General features: G+C 66.2%; 14 protein-coding genes and 1 riboswitch. Of the genes, 7 read left to right on the top strand and 7 right to left on the bottom strand.

Annotated features, from left to right (window positions below):
• Positions 1-614 precede the first annotated feature (614 nt).
• A complete protein-coding gene (locus tag CFB46_RS17520) occupies positions 615-2,039 on the top strand; it encodes a DHA2 family efflux MFS transporter permease subunit (protein ID WP_089500639.1) in 1,425 nt (474 codons plus the stop codon).
• A 570-nt stretch (positions 2,040-2,609) separates the two neighbouring features.
• Here the strand turns inward: CFB46_RS17520 and CFB46_RS17515 are convergent.
• The 3 genes from CFB46_RS17515 to CFB46_RS17505 form a co-directional block, all read right to left on the bottom strand.
• Positions 2,610-3,353 carry a 2OG-Fe(II) oxygenase gene (locus CFB46_RS17515; RefSeq protein ID WP_089500638.1) on the bottom strand — a complete coding sequence of 248 codons (744 nt, stop codon included), beginning with the start codon at positions 3,351-3,353 and terminating at the stop codon, positions 2,610-2,612.
• Between the two features lie 374 nt (positions 3,354-3,727).
• Positions 3,728-5,320 (bottom strand): inorganic phosphate transporter, encoded by a 1,593-nt coding sequence (locus CFB46_RS17510; protein ID WP_027781489.1) that lies wholly within the window; start codon positions 5,318-5,320, stop codon positions 3,728-3,730.
• Positions 5,321-5,485: 165 nt separating this feature from the next.
• Positions 5,486-6,076 carry a histidine phosphatase family protein gene (locus tag CFB46_RS17505; RefSeq protein ID WP_089500637.1) on the bottom strand — a complete coding sequence of 197 codons (591 nt, stop codon included), beginning with the start codon at positions 6,074-6,076 and terminating at the stop codon, positions 5,486-5,488.
• A gap of 49 nt (positions 6,077-6,125) precedes the next feature.
• Positions 6,126-6,264: riboswitch (cobalamin riboswitch) on the top strand.
• A gap of 33 nt (positions 6,265-6,297) precedes the next feature.
• Here CFB46_RS17505 and CFB46_RS17500 point away from each other — a divergent pair.
• Together CFB46_RS17500 and CFB46_RS17495 are read left to right on the top strand one after the other, a co-directional pair.
• Complete coding sequence (locus CFB46_RS17500; RefSeq protein WP_034175140.1) at positions 6,298-6,507, top strand: CbtB domain-containing protein; 210 nt, start codon at positions 6,298-6,300, stop codon at positions 6,505-6,507.
• A gap of 13 nt (positions 6,508-6,520) precedes the next feature.
• Positions 6,521-7,243, top strand: coding sequence for a CbtA family protein (locus tag CFB46_RS17495; protein WP_089500636.1), 723 nt, complete (start codon positions 6,521-6,523; stop codon positions 7,241-7,243).
• Between the two features lie 22 nt (positions 7,244-7,265).
• Here CFB46_RS17495 and CFB46_RS17490 read toward each other — a convergent pair whose 3' ends face one another.
• Entirely contained in the window at positions 7,266-8,174 is a 909-nt protein-coding gene (locus CFB46_RS17490) for a LysR family transcriptional regulator (RefSeq protein ID WP_089500635.1), read from the bottom strand.
• A gap of 128 nt (positions 8,175-8,302) precedes the next feature.
• On the opposite strand from CFB46_RS17490, the gene metE reads away from it, so the two are divergent.
• On the top strand, positions 8,303-10,597 hold the full coding sequence (metE, locus tag CFB46_RS17485; protein ID WP_089500634.1) for a 5-methyltetrahydropteroyltriglutamate--homocysteine S-methyltransferase: 2,295 nt from the start codon (positions 8,303-8,305) through the stop codon (positions 10,595-10,597).
• Positions 10,598-10,712: 115 nt separating this feature from the next.
• On the opposite strand, the gene CFB46_RS17480 is transcribed toward metE, so the two are convergent.
• Positions 10,713-12,038 carry an MFS transporter gene (locus CFB46_RS17480; RefSeq protein ID WP_027781483.1) on the bottom strand — a complete coding sequence of 442 codons (1,326 nt, stop codon included), beginning with the start codon at positions 12,036-12,038 and terminating at the stop codon, positions 10,713-10,715.
• A gap of 56 nt (positions 12,039-12,094) precedes the next feature.
• On the bottom strand, positions 12,095-13,051 hold the full coding sequence (speB, locus tag CFB46_RS17475; RefSeq protein ID WP_089500633.1) for an agmatinase: 957 nt from the start codon (positions 13,049-13,051) through the stop codon (positions 12,095-12,097).
• 139 nt (positions 13,052-13,190) lie between these two features.
• Between speB and CFB46_RS17470 the strand changes: the two genes are divergently transcribed.
• On the top strand, positions 13,191-14,102 hold the full coding sequence (locus tag CFB46_RS17470) for a LysR family transcriptional regulator (protein WP_089500650.1): 912 nt from the start codon (positions 13,191-13,193) through the stop codon (positions 14,100-14,102).
• A gap of 63 nt (positions 14,103-14,165) precedes the next feature.
• Here the strand turns inward: CFB46_RS17470 and CFB46_RS17465 are convergent, their stop codons facing one another.
• On the bottom strand, positions 14,166-14,630 hold the full coding sequence (locus CFB46_RS17465) for an Lrp/AsnC family transcriptional regulator (protein ID WP_006488501.1): 465 nt from the start codon (positions 14,628-14,630) through the stop codon (positions 14,166-14,168).
• A gap of 133 nt (positions 14,631-14,763) precedes the next feature.
• On the opposite strand from CFB46_RS17465, the gene CFB46_RS17460 reads away from it, so the two are divergent.
• Complete coding sequence (locus CFB46_RS17460; RefSeq protein ID WP_027781479.1) at positions 14,764-15,390, top strand: LysE family translocator; 627 nt, start codon at positions 14,764-14,766, stop codon at positions 15,388-15,390.
• A 299-nt stretch (positions 15,391-15,689) separates the two neighbouring features.
• Positions 15,690-17,279, top strand: coding sequence for a S53 family peptidase (locus CFB46_RS17455; protein WP_027781478.1), 1,590 nt, complete (start codon positions 15,690-15,692; stop codon positions 17,277-17,279).
• Positions 17,280-17,319: the final 40 nt, after the last annotated feature.

The following is a 17,319-nucleotide window of genomic DNA, read 5'->3' as shown; positions in this document are numbered from 1 at the left end:
CGATGATAGTGCGGATTCCCGTGTGAAAGTAGGTAATCGTCAGGCTCCCTAAGCCAGAAACCCCCGCCCGAAAGGCGGGGGTTTTTGCATTGGCGCGACGGAAATGCACGTGCGGGCGGAAGAGTACACCCAGCCTATCTGCGTTAGCACTTCACCCACGCAATCAATTGCCGCGCAGAGCCCGTCAATTCGGCGCCTCGACTGTCCTCGAGCACTCCGCGGTTGTGCCGTCCAGAATCTCCCGGCGCCTCCTTCCGTTAACCGTACCATCCGTCTTCAGAATCGATTCCGGCACTCCCGCGCATCCGGCGACGATGTTGCGATGCCCGATGATGAGCGATGTTGATCAACGATGATCGATAAATACCGATTTCTAACGAATCTCCCACTTTTCTAGCCGCATCTCCATGCGCCACCTCCCGGGCACCCGCTCGGCGAACGCAGGGCGAAATCGTCGTAAAAAATCTATGCGCATAAAGTCCATTCGCACGACATGCTCGGCAGAGCGGGGAGCAAGTCCTTCGGGGTAATATCAGCGTTCGTCCGATTCCCCCGTGCGTGCCTGCATCCGTCGGTGATCGGTGTCTTTTTATATCCCGTCTCCTGCATCGTTCATGACTGACAGCCCCGTCCAAGGTGGTCGGACGACCGACTTCTTGCCCTATCTCGTCGCCGCGACGTTCTTCATGGAGTATCTCGACACGACCGTGATCGCGACCGCGCTGCCGCAAATGGCCAGTTCGTTCGGCGTTGGGCCGAACGCACTGAGCCTCGGGATGACGGCCTACATGCTGGCGCTGGCGGTGTTCATTCCGATCAGCGGCTGGATCGCGGATCGCTATGGCTCGCGGACGGTCTTCGCGAGCGCGATCGTCGTCTTTACCGGCGCGTCGGTGCTGTGCGGGCTATCCGAAGGTGTGATGTCGTTCACGGCTGCCCGGCTGCTGCAGGGTATCGGCGGGGCGATGATGGTGCCGGTCGGGCGAATGATCGTCGTGCGGAGCACCGAGAAAGCGAGGCTGATGCGTGCGATCGCGACGATCACGTGGCCGGGCATCGTCGCGCCCGTCGTAGGGCCGCCGATCGGCGGCTTCATCACGACCTATGCATCGTGGCGATGGATCTTCCTGTTGAACGTCCCGTTCGGCGTCGCTGCGCTCGTTTGTACCTGGCTGATCGTGCGGAATACGCGAGCCGCCGAGCAACGGCCGCTCGACTGGATCGGCTTCGTGCTGGCCGGTGGCGCATTGACCTGCCTGCTGATCGGCACCGAAGCGGCCGGCCAGCAGGATGTCGACTTCATCCGCGCGGGTGTCCTGGTTGGCGCAAGCGTGCTGTTCGGCATCGCCGCATGGCTGCATGCGCGACGTTGCGCGCATCCGCTGCTCGATTTCACGACGCTGAAGGTGCCGACGTTCTCGGTGACGGTGATCACCGGCTCGATCACGCGGATGGCGATCAACGCCGTCCCGTACCTGCTGCCGCTGCTGTTCCAGATCGGCTTCGGGCTGTCGCCGTTCCAGTCAGGCCTGTTGTTGCTCGCGAGCGCGCTCGGCAATCTCGGGATGAAGGCGGGCACATCGTGGATCCTCGACCGTTACGGCTTTCGGCGCGTTGCGCTCGTCGACGTGACGATCGCCGGCATCTTCACGATCGCATGCGGATGGCTGACCGCGTCGACGCCGCTGGCGATCACGCTGTTCGTCGTATTCGTCTACGGGCTCACGCGGTCGATGCAGTTCACGACGCTCGCGACGCTGGCTTATGCGGACATCCCGGCTCAGCAGACGAGTGCGGCCAGCACGCTGTGGAGCGCCGCGCAGCAGATGACGATCGGGATGGGGATCGCGTTCGGTGCATTGTCGCTGCGGCTCGCGGCATTGGTGCGCGGCGATGCGGCCGGCATGCACTACGTGCTCGACGATTTCCGCTGGGCGTTCGTCGCGGCGGGCGTGCTCGCGCTGCTGACGTTGCCGGGCTACGCACGACTGGCTTCCGATGCCGGCGATCGGCTGCGGGCCAGCGTGGCGCGAGGATAGGCCGGACTGCCAATCGTATTGGCGGGGCGACAGGTGAGGACGTATGTTTTTCGGCGTTCGTTCACCGGAAGCGTTGATGCATTGCGGCCGCGCTCGCCCGATGGTCAACGCAACCGGTCTTCCGTCACTCGGGCGAGTGGGCCTTCCGGCCGGCCATGCTTGGTCGGAACGTTTTCCGAGCGATGACGAGGCGACAGGTGAGGACGCATGTTTTTCGGCGTTCGCCGGAAGCGTTGATGCATTGCGGCCGCGCTCGCCCGACGGTCAACGCAACCGGTCTTCTGTCACTCGGGCGAGTGGGCCTTCCGGCCGGCCACGCTTGGTCGGAACGTTTTCCGAACGATGACGAGGCGACAGGTGAGATCGCATGTTTTTCGGCGTTCACCGGAAGCGTTGATGCATTGCGGCCGCGCTCGCCCGACGGTCAACGCAACCGGTCTTCTGTCACTCGGGCGAGTGGGCCTTTCGGCCGGCCATGCTTGGTCGGAGCGTTTTCCAAGCGATGACGTGCGGTGCCGGGACGACCATGAATGAGATGCGCGATAAGCGGCACAGCTGTTTCGATTCCCGCTACTGCGCATCATGGAAGATGATGCCAACCGTGTGACGGTGGCCGCTTCGAATCCGGCTGACGCCGTGGCGCAGGTTGACGCGGTAGACGCCACGGGTTCCCTGCACAGGCCGGCCGTGTACCGCGAAGATCACCGCATCCCCTTGCGTCAGCGGCACCACTTCCGCACGCGACTGCATGCGTGGTCGCTGTTCCGTCAACACGAACTCCCCACCACTGAAATCGCGGCCCGGCGCCGACAGCAGGATCGCGACCTGCAGCGGAAACACGTGCTCGCCATACAGGTCCTGGTGGAGGCAGTTGTAGTCGTCGGCGCCGTATTGCAGGATCAACGGCGTCGGTCGCGTCTGGCCCGCCGCGTGGCAGCGATCGAGGAACGTCGCATGGTCTTTCGGGTAACGGACATCGATCCCGAGCGCCTGGTTCCAGCGATTCGCGATCGGCGCGAGATGCGGGTAGATCGTCGCGCGCAGTTCGGCGATGACCGCTGGCAGCGGATACGCGAAATACTTGTACTCGCCGCGGCCAAAGCCGTGCCGCGCCATCACGACACGTGAACGATAGAGCCCATCGCGCGGATAGAGCGACGCGAGTGCATCGCACTCGCTTGCCGACATCAGGCCCGGCACGCGTGCGCATCCGTAGCGATCGAGTTCGGCATCGACGCTCGGCCAGTCGAGCATGTCGACGCGTTGCGCGATGTCCAGCGGTTCGACGGCAGGTTGCAGATCGGCAATATTCACGGGCGTACCTCGAGGCTTCGGCAGTGTGGCGCCGTGCGGTCGCGCACGGTCGAAGTCATGAAACTTGATGAATCCAGTTTAGCGGCGTCCGTGTGCCGGTACGCTCCAGATCTTGCGCTTTAATTCGGGCGAGAAAACAGGGAAACGTTGACGGCGCGGCATCGACACACTGAATGTGGCGACGTGCCGGAGCGGAGAGACGGGGAAGCGGGGAAGCGGAGAAGCGGAGAAGCGGAGAAGCGGAGAAGCGGAGAAGCGGAGAAGCGGAGAAGCGGAGAAGCGGAGAAGCGGAGAAGCGGAGAAGCGGAGAAGCGACAGATCCACCCTGCCGCGGCGGTTGGCCGGCTATCGCCCGCCAGCCGCCGCGTCGCCGATCATGCCAGCGACCGGAACAACCAGTAAAGCCCCCCCGCCAGCGCGATCGACGCGGGCAGCGTCAGCACCCATGCGAGGACGAGGCTGCGCACCGTGCTCCATTGCAGCCCGGAGCCATTCGCCGCCATCGTGCCCGCGACACCCGACGACAGCACGTGTGTCGTCGACACGGGCAGCCCGTACATGTCGGCGGCGCCGATCGTCAGCATTGCGACGAGTTCGGCCGATGCGCCCTGTCCGTACGTCAAATGCTGCTTGCCGATTTTTTCGCCGACGGTCACGACGATCCGCTTCCAGCCGACCATCGTGCCGAGACCCAGCGCGATCGCGACGGCGACCTTCACCCACGTCGGAATGAACTTGGTCGCGTGGTCGAGCTGCTTGCGATAGTTGTCGATCGCGAGCTTGTCGTCGGCGGCGAATGCGGGCTGGCCCGACTTCTCGATGAGGCGAATGGCTTCGGATACCAGATACATCGTGTTGCGCACGTTGTCGACGTCGCGCTGCGGCACGGCCGCCATCGAGCCCGACGCGCCGACGGCGGTCGCGAGCGACGTGGACAACTGCGCCACGGCCGGCAGCACGGTGGGCGTCAGTTCACGATGCTGCACGTAGTGTTCGACATCGGCGCGCGGATTCGAGGAAGGCGCGACGCCGTTCGTGTACTTCCCGAACGTCGCGGCCGCCTGGTTCGCGACCGCCACGAAGGTCTGCGATTCGGCGGGCGTGACGGCCTTGTTCAGCGCATACGCGGTCGGCACCGTGCCGATCAGGATCAGCATGATGAGCCCCATCCCTTTCTGTCCGTCGTTCGACCCATGAGCGAACGACACGCCGGTGCACGTGAGGATCAGCAGGCAGCGAATCCAGAACGGCGGCGGCTGGTCCTTCGGCGGTTCCTTGTACAGCTCCGGAATCCGCACGACGGACTTCAGTACGAGCAGCAGCAGCGACGCACAGAGGAAGCCGACGATCGGCGAGAACAGCAGCGACTTGCCGACGCCGAGCGCCTGGCCCCAGTCGACGCCGCTCGTGCCGGACGACCCGTGCAGCAACTGGTTCATCAGCCCGACGCCGATGATCGACCCGATCAGCGTATGCGAGCTCGACGACGGCAACCCGAAATACCAGGTCGCGAGGTTCCAGACGATCGCGGCGATCAGCAGTGCGAATACCATGGCGAAGCCCGAGCCGCTGCCGACCTGCAGGATCAGCTCGACCGGCAGCAACTGCAGGATGCCGAACGCGACGGCTCCGCTCGAGACCATCACGCCGAGGAAGTTCCACATGCCCGACCAGATCACCGCGACGTTCGGCGTCAGCGAGTGCGTATAGATCACGGTCGCGACCGCGTTCGCGGTGTCGTGGAAGCCGTTGACGAACTCGAAGCCCAGCGCGATCAGCAGTGCTGCGCCGAGCAGCAGGTACGGGAACATCGACCCTTCGCGGACCGGTGACAGATCGTCGACCAGGTGCGTGGCGATATAGACGCCGCCGAGCACGAGCACCAGCAGGAAGACGGCATAGCCGATCTGCCGGGTGCGCGCGACGGAGGCCGGATTGTTCGGGGCGGACGAAGCAGGTTGATTCATGACGACATCTCGTAAGGGAACCTCGTCCGATCCTAGCTGCGGCTAGCAGTCAGTTTGATGACAGTCGGGAGGACGAACGGTGTGTCTTACGGGGATGTAAGGCGAGCGACGGCATGCGAAGCGTCGGGGCGCATCGTCTACTCACATAGTGAACAGGACAGCGGCTTACGCGCCGATGTCGTGCGGATCATCGTGCGTCGTGGCCAACGTCCAGCCGGCCGGCGACGCGACGAATGTCGTGCACGACAGCGGCGCGACGTCGACGCGTGTGGTCGCCGCGGCGCCCGTGCGCAGCACATGCGCGATGGCCGCGCGGACGATCGGCGCATGCGTGATCGCAATGACGTCGCGATCGCGCGGCAGCGCGTTCAACCATGTGCCGACCCGATGCGCGGCGGCGTCGAACGATTCGCCGCGATGCGGCGACGCGGACGGCGTGCCGATCCACGCCGCAAGTTCGTCGGGCAGGTCGCGCGCGAGATCGTGCAGCCGCTTGCCGCACCAATTGCCGTAGTCGATGTCGCGCAGCGCGTCGTCGATATCGGCGTGCAATCCGAGTGCGTCGGCGGTCTGCCTTGCGCAGCGTGCCGGGCTGCACAGCACGAGCGAACCGGCGACACCCGTCCAGCGGCCGCGCAGCGCAGCGGCTTCGGCGAGCCCGTGCGCGTCGAGCGGATCGTCGTCGGGAAACGTGCCGGTGCGCATTGCGCGGGTCGATGCGTGGGCGATCAGGCGCAGCGAGGCAGGCATGGTCATGTCGGTTGTCGGACGATCCGGAGCGGGGCGCATTCGTCGTGTGTCATCGCTTCAATACGCGAACGTTCGCGCGTACAATTCGCCCGATACGAAGCGCGGAAGCCGGTGCAATTCCGGCGCGGTCGCGCCACTGTAACCGGGGAATCGATGATCCCGGAAGCCAGACCTGCCTTCGTACCCATCCATCATTTGTCGGGGCGCGATTCCCCTGAGGTGCATCCATGAGCGAAGCAGTGCTGAAGCCGGCGGTCGTGCCGGCACCCATCCCCGTCCGTGAACTGTTGCCGTGGGCCGTGTTCGTCGGCCTGATCCTGCTGCTCGCACTCTATTTCGTCGGTGCGGAACAGGGCGCGACGTCGCTCGTGCCGGGCATGGTCGTCCACGAATTCGTCCACGACGGCCGCCATCTGCTCGGCTTTCCCTGCCACTGACGCGGAGCCTGCGATGATCGGAAAGCTGCTCATGCGCGGGATGCTCGCAGGCATCGCCGCGGGCCTCCTCACGTTCGGTTTCGCGAAAATCGTCGGCGAACCGCAAGTCGATCAGGCGATCTCCTTCGAGGAAAAAACCGCCGCCGCCCAAGGCGAGGCGCCGGAACCCGAGCTGGTCAGCCGCCGCACGCAGGCCGGCCTCGGGTTGCTGACGGGCGTCGTGACCTACGGCGCGGCATTCGGCGGGCTGTTCTCGCTGGTCTTCGCGTATGCGTACGGACGAGGCGGCCGCCTGCCGGCACGGCCGCTGGCCGCGTGGCTCGCGCTGGCGGCGTTCGTCGCGCTCGTGATCGTGCCGAACCTCAAGTACCCGGCCAATCCGCCGTCGGTCGGCGACCCCGACACGATCGGCTATCGCACCGGCCTGTTCTTCCTGATGATCGCGATCTCGGTTGCGACGATGGTGTTCTCGGTCGGCGTGCGCCGCCATCTGCTGGCGAAGCTCGGCCAGTGGAACGCGTCGATCGTCGCGGGGCTCGTGTTCGTCGCGATCATCGCGGCCGTGCAGATCGGGCTGCCGTCGGTCAGCGAACTGCCGGCCGATTTCCCGGCGGCGTTGCTGTGGAAGTTCCGCGTGGCGGCCATCGGCATGCAGGTGATCATGTGGACGACGATCGGCCTGCTGTTCGGCGCGTGGGTCGAGCGCGGCGAACGCGCCGGCCTGCGCGCCGCCTGATGGGCGGGGCAACCGGACGCGCCTAGCGCAGCATGCGCGGCGCGCTCCACGTCGATTCGCGCGCCAGCGCGACGAACGCGGCCAGATAGTCGATCGATGCGTCCGCTTCGCGGATGCCGAGGAAGATCTGCTTCGCGATGCCCTTCTTGCCGAGCTTGACCGGTACGACCGGCATCCGGTCCGCGTATTCGTCGGCGAGCCATCGCGGCAGCGCGGCCACGCCGCGCCCGCTCGCGACCATCTGCAACATGATGTCGGTCGTCTCGATCGACTTGTGCCGCCTCGGCACGATGCCGGCCGGCGTCAGGAACTGGTTGTAGATGTCGAGCCGGTCGGTTTCGACCGGGTACGTGATCAGGATCTCGTCGGTCAGTTGCTCGGGGCTCACGTAGTCGGCATTCGCGAACCGGTGCGAATCCGCGACCACCAGCACCTGCTCGTAGTCGAACACGGGATCGAAGCGCAGCCCCGGCTTGTTCAGCGGGTCGGGGGTCACGAGCACGTCGATGTCGTAACCGAACAGCGCGCCGATGCCGCCGAACTGAAAGCGCTGCTTCACGTCCACGTCGACGTCGGGCCAGCTCGACAGGTACGGCGATACGACCTTCAGCAGCCACTGGTAGCACGGGTGGCACTCCATCCCGATGCGCAGCGTGCCGCGCTCGCCCTTCGCGTACTGCTTCATCCGTTCCTCGGCGAGCTCGAACTGCGGCAGCAGGCGGTTTGCCAGCTTCAGCAGATACTGCCCGCCCTGCGTGAGCCGCAGGCCGCGGCCTTCCCGATCCCAGATCGGCGTGCCGAGCTGCTGCTCGATTTTCCTGACGGTATGGCTGAGCGCCGATTGCGTGAGGTGCAGCGCATTGGCCGCCGCGGTCAGCGAGCCCTGGCGTTCGACTTCACGAATGACGACGAGATGGAATCGTTCCAGCATGGATCGCGCTCATGCAACATATGCATGAAAAATGTTAATGGATGAATGAAATAATGCCATTTTATTTCATGGTTTGAAATCCCTATGATGGCTGCCGGATCTTCAATCTTTCTCTGGACGGCAGCTTCATGGTCACGACACACAACCTCGGTTTTCCGCGCATCGGCGCGAAGCGCGAACTCAAGTTCGGTCTCGAACGCTACTGGAACGGCGAATCGTCGCGCGACGAACTGAAGGCGCTCGGCGCCGAGCTGCGCCGGCGTCACTGGCACGACCAGCGCGATCTCGATCTCGCGCCGATCGGCGACTTCGCGTTCTACGACCAGGTGCTCGACATGAGCGTCACGCTCGGCAACTTGCCGAAGCGCGTGCAGGATTTCCACGGCGATGCGCTCGACAACTATTTCCGCGTCGCGCGCGGCCGTTCGACGCAATCGGCGGAGGAGCACGCCGCATGCTGCGGCGGCGTCGCGGCCGGCGAAATGACGAAGTGGTTCGACACGAACTACCACTACATCGTGCCGGAGTTCCATGCGGACACGAACTTTTCGCTCGATCCGTCGCGTCTGCTGCAGCAACTGGCCGAAGCGAACGCGCAGGGCATGCGCGCGAAGCCGGTGATTCTCGGCCCGGTCACGTACCTGTGGCTCGGCAAGGCGAAGGACGATTCCGATCGCCTCGCGCTGTTGCCGAAGCTGCTGCCGGTGTACGGTGCGCTGCTCGACACGCTGACCGCGCAGGGCGTCGAATGGGTGCAGATCGACGAGCCGATTCTCGTCACCGAGCTCGATGCCGAATGGCGCCACGCGTTCCGCACCGCGTACGCAGCGCTGGAAACTCGCCGCATCAAGCTGCTGCTCGCCACGTACTTCGGACAGCTTCAGGACAACCTGACGCTCGCGGCGTCGCTGCCGGTCGACGGTCTGCACGTCGATGCAATCAACGCACGCGACGAAGTCGACGCGCTGGTGCGTGAACTGCCGGCCGATCGCGTGCTATCGGTCGGCGCGATCAACGGCCGCAACATCTGGAAGACGGACCTGAACGCGACGCTCGATTGGCTCGAGCCGCTCGCGAAGCAACTGGGCGACCGGCTGTGGCTCGCGCCGTCGTGCTCGCTGCTGCACGTGCCGGTCGATCTCGCGAGCGAGGAGAAGCTCGATGCCGAAATCCGCTCGTGGCTCGCGTTCGCGCTGCAGAAGCTCGACGAGCTGAAGGTGCTCGCGACCGCACTGAACGAAGGCCGCGACAAGGTGGCCGACACGCTCGCCGAAAATGCCGCCGCGATCGATTCGCGTCGCCGCTCGCCGCGCGTGAACAACCCGGCGGTGAAGGCCGCGATCGCCCGCATCGACGCGCAGCTCGGCAACCGCGCGAGCCCCTATACGCAGCGTGCGTCGAAGCAGTCGGCGCGACTGAACCTGCCGGCGTTCCCGACGACGACGATCGGCTCGTTCCCGCAGACCGCCGAAATCCGCCAGGCGCGCAGCCGGTTCAAGACCGGCGCGCTGGACGAAGCCGGCTATCGCGCGGCGATGCAGGCCGAGATCGAGCGCAGTGTCCGCGAACAGGAGTCGCTCGAACTCGACGTGCTCGTGCATGGCGAGGCCGAGCGCAACGACATGGTCGAATACTTCGGCGAACAGCTCGACGGCTACGCGTTCAGCCAGTTCGGCTGGGTGCAGTCGTACGGTTCGCGCTGCGTGAAGCCGCCGATCCTGTTCGGCGACATCAGCCGCCCGAAGGCGATGACGGTCGAATGGATCGCCTATGCGCAGTCGCTGACGGACAAGCCGATGAAGGGCATGCTCACGGGCCCCGTGACGATCCTGAACTGGTCGTTCGTGCGCGACGACCAGCCGCGCTCGGTATCGTGCTACCAGCTTGCGCTGGCGATCCGCGATGAAGTGCTCGATCTCGAGAAGGCCGGCGTGCGCGTGATCCAGATCGACGAAGCGGCGCTGCGCGAAGGGCTGCCGCTGCGCCGCGCGCAATGGAGCGAATACCTGCAGTGGGCGATCGAGTCGTTCCGCATCACCGCGAACGGCGTGCAGGACGATACGCAGATCCACACGCACATGTGCTATTCGGAGTTCAACGACATCATCGCGTCGATCGCCGACATGGACGCCGACGTGATCACGATCGAGACGTCGCGCTCGGACATGGAGCTGCTCGATGCGTTCGACGACTTCAAGTATCCGAACGAAATCGGGCCGGGCGTGTACGACATCCATTCGCCGAACGTCCCGACGCAGGATCAGATCGTCGGCCTGATGAGGAAGGCGGCCGAGCGAATTCCGGCGGAACGCCTGTGGGTGAACCCGGATTGCGGGCTGAAGACGCGCCAGTGGGCGGAAGTGATTCCGGCGCTGACGAACATGGTCGCCGCCGCGAAGACGCTGCGTAACCAGGTGCGGTAACCACACGCAGCGAGCGCTGTATGGCGCCGCAGCGATCGACGATCGCGACGGAAAAAAATCGGCCCGCGGAAGCGGGCCGATTTTCGTCATGCATGCGTTTGCGGTACGCGTCGCGCTACGCGGTGCGCGTGCCGCGCGGCAGCGCATCGCCCGTCTTGCCGGGCGCACCCGCATCGTCGATGCCCACGCGGCGCGCGATCAGCCACACGCACAGCGACGACAGCACGGCGGCGCTCGTGTACTGGATCGCGAGCGGCCACCATTGCGGGGCTGCGTTCTGCGCGATCAGCGTCGCGACGAGCGGCGTGAGGCCGCCGGCGAGCGCACCGCAAACCTGGTACGCGATCGAGATCGCCGTATAGCGGATCCGCGCGACGAAGATGCCGCTGACGAAGCCCGCGACCACCGAGTAGTAGCCCGATTCCGCGAGCGTCGCGAGGCCGACGCCGACCGTGATCGACACCGGCGTGCCCAGGTGCACGAGCGGCAGCATCACGAACGGGACGATCATCGCCCAGGCACCGGTGATCAGCAGCACGCGCGTGGTGCCGAAGCGCTGCGCGAGGAACGCGGCCGCGAGCTGTACGACGAACTGCAGCACCGCGACGATCGTCATGCAATGCAGCACCATCGACCGGTCGAGCGACAGGAACTGCGTCGCATAGCTGATCATGAAGATGTTGCTGAAATACACGCCGGCGATCCCGTACACGTTCGCGCCGATCGCGAGCAGCAGCAGCGGCCAGTACTTGAGCGCTTCGCGCAGCGGCTTCTGCGCGATGTTGCCGCTCCTCTTCACTTCCTCGAACTCGGGGGACTCCGACACGCTCGCACGGATCACGAAGCCGACGATCAGGAGCACTGAACTCGCGAGGAACGGCACGCGCCAGCCCCAGCTCATCATGTCGTCCTTCGACAGCGTGCTGATCGCGCCGAACGCGAGCATCGACAGGATCAGGCCGCTCGCGCTGCCGAGCTGCGCGAACGACGCGAAGAACGTGCGCTTGCCTTCGGGCGCATGCTCGCCGGCCAGCAGCACCGCGCCGCCCCATTCGCCGCCGACCGCGATGCCTTGCAGCACCCGCATCAGCACGAGCAGGATCGGTGCGATCACGCCGGCTTGCGCATGGGTCGGCAGCAGGCCGATCGCGACCGTCGACACGGCCATCAGCATCAGCGTCGCGAGCAGCGAACGCTTGCGGCCGAAGCGGTCGCCGAGATAGCCGAACATCACGCCGCCGAGCGGCCGCGCGAAAAAGCCGACCGCGAACGAGCCGAACGACGCGAGCAGGCTGATGAAGCGGTTTTCGCCGGGAAAGAACAGCGGCCCGAACACGATGGCGGCGGCGGTCGCGTAACTATAGAAGTCGTACCACTCGATCGTGGTGCCGACGAACGACGCGAGCGCCGCCCGCTTCGGTTGCTTGACGGAAGTTCCCATCTGTATGTGTGCTCCTCTGGAATCCTCTGATTTGGAATAGTGGTGGCGCGCCGGAATCAGTCGCGGTACGCGACGCCCGGCAGCACGCACAGCAGCTCGTACGCGAGGTTCGCGCCGAGCAGGGCCGTGGTGCCGAACGGGTCGTACGGCGGCGCGACTTCGACGAGATCGCAACCGACGATGTTCAGCCCCTTCGCGCCGCGGATGATCTCGAGCGCCTGCGGCACCGTGAGGCCGGCGATTTCCGGCGTGCCGGTGCCGGGCGCGTAGGCCGGATCGATGCCGTCGATGTCGAAGCTGATGTAGACGGGCGTATCGCCGACGCGCGTGCGCACTTCTTCCATCAGCGGCGCGAGCGACTTGTTCCAGCATTCCTCTGCCTGGACGACGCGGAAGCCCTGCTCGCGGCACCAGTCGAAATCCTCGGCCGCGTAACCGGTGCCGCGCAGGCCGATCTGCGTGACCTTGTCGCCGTGCAGCAGGCCTTCCTCGACCGCACGCCGGAACGGCGTGCCGTGCGCGATTTTTTCGCCCATCATCGTGTCGTTCACGTCGGCGTGTGCATCGACGTGGATCAATGCAACCTTGCCGTGCTTGCGGTGAATCGCGCGCAGGATCGGCAGCGCGATCGTATGGTCGCCGCCGAGCGTGATCGGCTTGCAGTCGTGCTCGAGAATCGCGTCGTACGCGGCCTCGATGCGGGCGATCGAATCGTGCAGGTTGTACGGATTGATCGCGACGTCGCCGATGTCGGCGATCTGCAGCGAATCGAACGGGGCGGCGCGCGTGGCCATGTTGTACGGGCGCAGCAGCACGGATTCGGTGCGGATCTGGCGCGGGCCGAAGCGCGCGCCCGTGCGGTTGGACGTGCCGAGATCGAACGGCACGCCGACGAAACACGCGTCGAGGCCTTCGGCGCTCGCCACGTGCGGCAGGCGCATCATCGTCGCGATGCCGCCGCAGCGCGGCATTTCGTTGCCGCCGAGCGGCTGGAAATGGGTGTGGTCGTTCATGGGGTGTCTCTTCCAGTGTGGGGTTGCCGTATCATGCGACGCGGTCTGGCGCACAGTTTTACGCGCTCCGTCGGGAAAGAAGAATGCGAAGATATCGACGTAAACATCGATCATCATCGATGTATGGAAGGGGATGAACGTGCTGGGGAATCTGTCGACCCTCGATCTGCGGTTGATCCGCGTGTTTCTCGCGGTCACGGACGCGGGCGGCGTGTCGGCCGCGCAGGCCGTGCTGAACGTCGGCCAGTCGACGATCAGCGCGCAGCTGTCGTCGCTCGAGACGCGGCTCGGCTACCGGCTCTGCGAACGCGGCCGCAGCGGCTTCCGGCTCACGCCGAAGGGCGAGCGGTTCCACGCGATGAGCCGCAAGCTGCTGGCGGCGCTCGACGAATTCGGGATGGCCGCGCGGCACATGGATCGCCAGTTGGTCGGCACGCTGAACATCGGCCTGATCGGCCATACGCCGGTGAGCCAGAACGCGCGGATCGCCGAGGCGATCGCCGCGTTCCGGACCCGCGACGAGGCCGTGCGCTTCTCGATTTCGGTGCGCGCGCCCGGCGATCTCGAGGAGAAGCTGCTGAGCGACGAGATCCAGATCGCGGTCGGCTACTTCTGGCATCGCGTGCCGTCGTTGCACTACACGCCGCTGTTCATCGAGCGTCAGGTCGCGTATTGCGGCCGTGGCCATCCGCTGTTCGACGGCGCGGGCACGCTGACGCCGGCCGACGTCGCCGGCTTCGAATGGGCGTGGCGCTCGTATCCGCTGCCCGAGGCGCAACTGTCGACGACGCCCGATCGCGTGACCGCGACCGCGGACAACATGGAGGCCGTCGCGCTGCTGATCCTGTCCGGCCACCATCTCGGTTATCTGCCGCAGCATTTCGCGGCGCCGTACGTCGCGCAGGGGCTGCTCGCGCCGCTCAATCCGGAGCAACTGCGCTACGACGTGACGTTCCACATGGTCGTCGCGCGCAACGGCCGCGGGAACCCGCTCGTGGAGGCGTTTCTCGAGGATCTCGAGCGCGCGCACCAGTCGTCCGACTTCGCATGACCGCGGGGCCGCCAACAACGTGAACGAGCGTTACACCGGGGCCGGTCGCCGCTTCGGCGTGCATCACGGCACCGGCAACCCCGCGTCGTGCTTCACCTCGCGCAGCGACAGCGCCGATTCGATCGACGTCACGCCCGGCAGCATCCGCAGCGAATCCCGCAGGAACGTGCCGTAGTCGTCGAGGTCGCGGGCGACCACCTGCAGCAGGTAGTCGGCCGTGCCCGCGACGTTGTGGCAGGCCAGGATCCGCTCGATGCCGAGCACTTCCCGTTCGAACCGGTCGGCGACCTTGCGGTCGTGCGTCGCGAACCGTACGAGCACGAATGCGACCACGCCGAAGCCGAGCGCCTGGCGCGACAGCTGCGCGCGGTAGCGTTCGATGTAGCCGTCGTTTTCGAGGCGTTTCAGGCGGCGGGCGCACGGCGTCTCGGACAGCCCGACGGATTCGGCGAGCCGGGCGATCGGCAGGCGGCCGTCGCGTTGCACCGCGGCGAGGATCGCGCGGTCGGTTTTGTCGAGGTCGATCATATGGCGGAATCCTTGTTCTGATTTGTGAATTGTGGCGGATTCCCCTACGAATCGCCAATTCATCGCCAAAGATGGCCAATAATCCCTCATCCTTCAACGGCAACATATCGTCATTGGAGGACGGGGGCAGACCATGATTTCCACGCATTTGCTGTTGATTTATCTTGCCGCGCTGGCGGCCATTTATGCGGTGCCGGGGCCCGACATGGCGCTCGTGCTGCAGACCAGCATCGGCCGCGGCGTGCGGCCGGGGATGGCGGCGGCGGCCGGCCTGTCGCTCGCGCGCACCGCGCACGTGACGCTGTCGGCGTGCGGCGTCGCGGCGCTGATCCGCAGCGCGCCGTGGCTGTACGAGGTGATCCGCTACGGCGGCGCGCTCTATCTCGCGTATGTCGCGATCCAGGTGTTCCGCTCGCCGGTGTTCGCGCTCGGCGACGGCGATGGCGGCGCGGCGGCGGGCGAACTGCGGCAGTCGTTCGTGAAGGGGCTGCTGACCAACCTGCTGAACCCGAAGGCGCTGCTGTTCTGCTCGGTGCTGCTGCCGCAGTTCGTGCGGCCCGAGGCCGGGCCGGTCGTCTGGCAAATGTTCGCGCTTGGCGCGCTGCTGGTGGCGGCCGGCGTGTGCTTCGACCTCGCGTGCGTGTTCGGCGCGTCGCGCATCGCGGCGTGGATGCGCGCGCATCCGCTGGCGCAGACGGTGCAGCGCTGGACCTTTTCCGCGGCGCTGATCGGTTTCGCACTGCGACTGTCGATGGACTGAGGGTGGCGGCCGCTTGGCCGGTACTTGCCTCGCCGCGCGGGTCGACCGACGTGGCGGCGGCCGTGCGAGAATCGACGCCGGCCGCGCGCGATGCTGGCCTGCACGCATGCGCGTTGCCGCAGAAGGGCGTGCGCGCAAATCGTCTGACTGTTCTAAACTTCCTCTAACTTCGCGCGATCGCAAACGCGCCATCGCGGACGCGCCGTCGCGAATCGACTGACCGAACGGAACCGTCTCCCTTAGGCTATGTCCGATTTCCTGGCTGTTCCGTGCAACGCGGTACCAAGGAGGGTCTGAACATGGCAAGGCATCTTCAAGCCGACCGTGAACCCCGTATCGTCGCCGAGTCCAAGTGTCTCGGCCAGTGCGATCCGGCAGAACGCATCCACGTCACGATCATGTTGCGGCGGCAGGAAGAAGGGCAACTCGAGGCATTGGTTCACCAGCTCGCCACCGGCGACGCGCACGCGAAACCGCTGTCGCGCGACGCATTCGCGCAGCGTTTCTCCGCCAATCCCGACGATATCCGCAAGACCGAGGATTTCGCGCATCGTCATCAACTGACGGTCGATCGCGTCGACCCGGTCGAAAGCGTCGTCGTGCTGTCCGGCACGATCGGGCAGTTCGAAACCGCCTTCAGCGTGAAGCTCGAGCGTTTCGAGCATCGGGCGATCGGTCAGTATCGCGGCCGCTCGGGCCCGATCGCGCTACCCGACGAGCTCGGCGATGCGGTGACGGCCGTGCTCGGCCTCGACAGCCGCCCGCAGGCGCGGCCGCACTTCCGGTTCCGCCCGCCGTTCAAGCCCGCGCGCGGCGCGGCGGCCGTCACGTTCACGCCGATCCAGCTTGCGTCGCTGTACGACTTTCCGGCCGGCGACGGCGCCGGGCAATGCATCGCGATCGTCGAGCTCGGCGGCGGCTATCGCGCGGCCGACATCCAGCAGTATTTCCGCGGGCTCGGGATCACGACGCCGCCGACGCTCGTCGACGTGAACGTCGGCACCGGCCGCAATGCGCCGACCGGCGAGCCGAACGGCCCGGACGGCGAAGTCGCGCTCGACATCGAAATCGCCGGCGCGATCGCACCGGCCGCGAAGCTTGCGATGTACTTCGCGCCGAACAGCGACGCGGGCTTCATCCAGGCCGTCAACGCGGCCGTCACCGACAAGACCAACCGGCCTTCCGTGATCTCGATCAGTTGGGGCGGCCCGGAAGCGATCTGGCAGGCGCAGTCGGCACACGCGTTCGACCGCGTGCTGCAGGCGGCGGCCGCGCAGGGCATCACCGTCTGCGCGGCGTCGGGCGACAGCGGCTCGGGCGACGGGCTGCAGGATGGCGCCGATCACGTCGATTTCCCCGCCTCGAGCCCGTACGTGCTCGGCTGCGGCGGCACGCAGCTCGACGCGCTGCCCGGGCAGGGCATTCGCAGCGAAGTCACGTGGAACGACGAGGCGTCCGGCGGCGGTGCGGGCGGCGGCGGCGTCAGTACGCTGTTCGACCTGCCGGCATGGCAGCAGGGGCTGGCCGTGGCGCACGCCGACGGCAGCAGCACGCCGCTCGCGAAGCGCGGCGTGCCGGACGTGGCCGGCGACGCGTCGCCGCAGACGGGCTACGAGGTGTCGGTCGCCGGCACCCCGGCGGTGATGGGCGGCACGAGCGCGGTCGCCCCGCTGTGGGCCGCGCTGATCGCGCGGATCAATGCGTCGGCCGGCGCATCGGCCGGCTGGATCAATCCGGTGCTGTACAAGAATCCGGGCGCGCTGCGCGACATCACGAAAGGATCGAACGGCACGTATGCGGCCGCGTCGGGCTGGGACGCGTGCACGGGCCTCGGCAGCCCGAACGGCGCGCAACTCGCCGCGATCCTGGCGCGCAAGCCGTCGAGCTGACGCGCCGGCGCATGTCTTTTCGTTCGACGCGGGTGGTCTG

It is taken from the genome of Burkholderia sp. HI2761, from assembly GCF_002223355.1.
In the GTDB taxonomy this organism is placed as follows: domain Bacteria; phylum Pseudomonadota; class Gammaproteobacteria; order Burkholderiales; family Burkholderiaceae; genus Burkholderia.
This window is presented reverse-complemented; position numbering and strand designations above follow the sequence as displayed.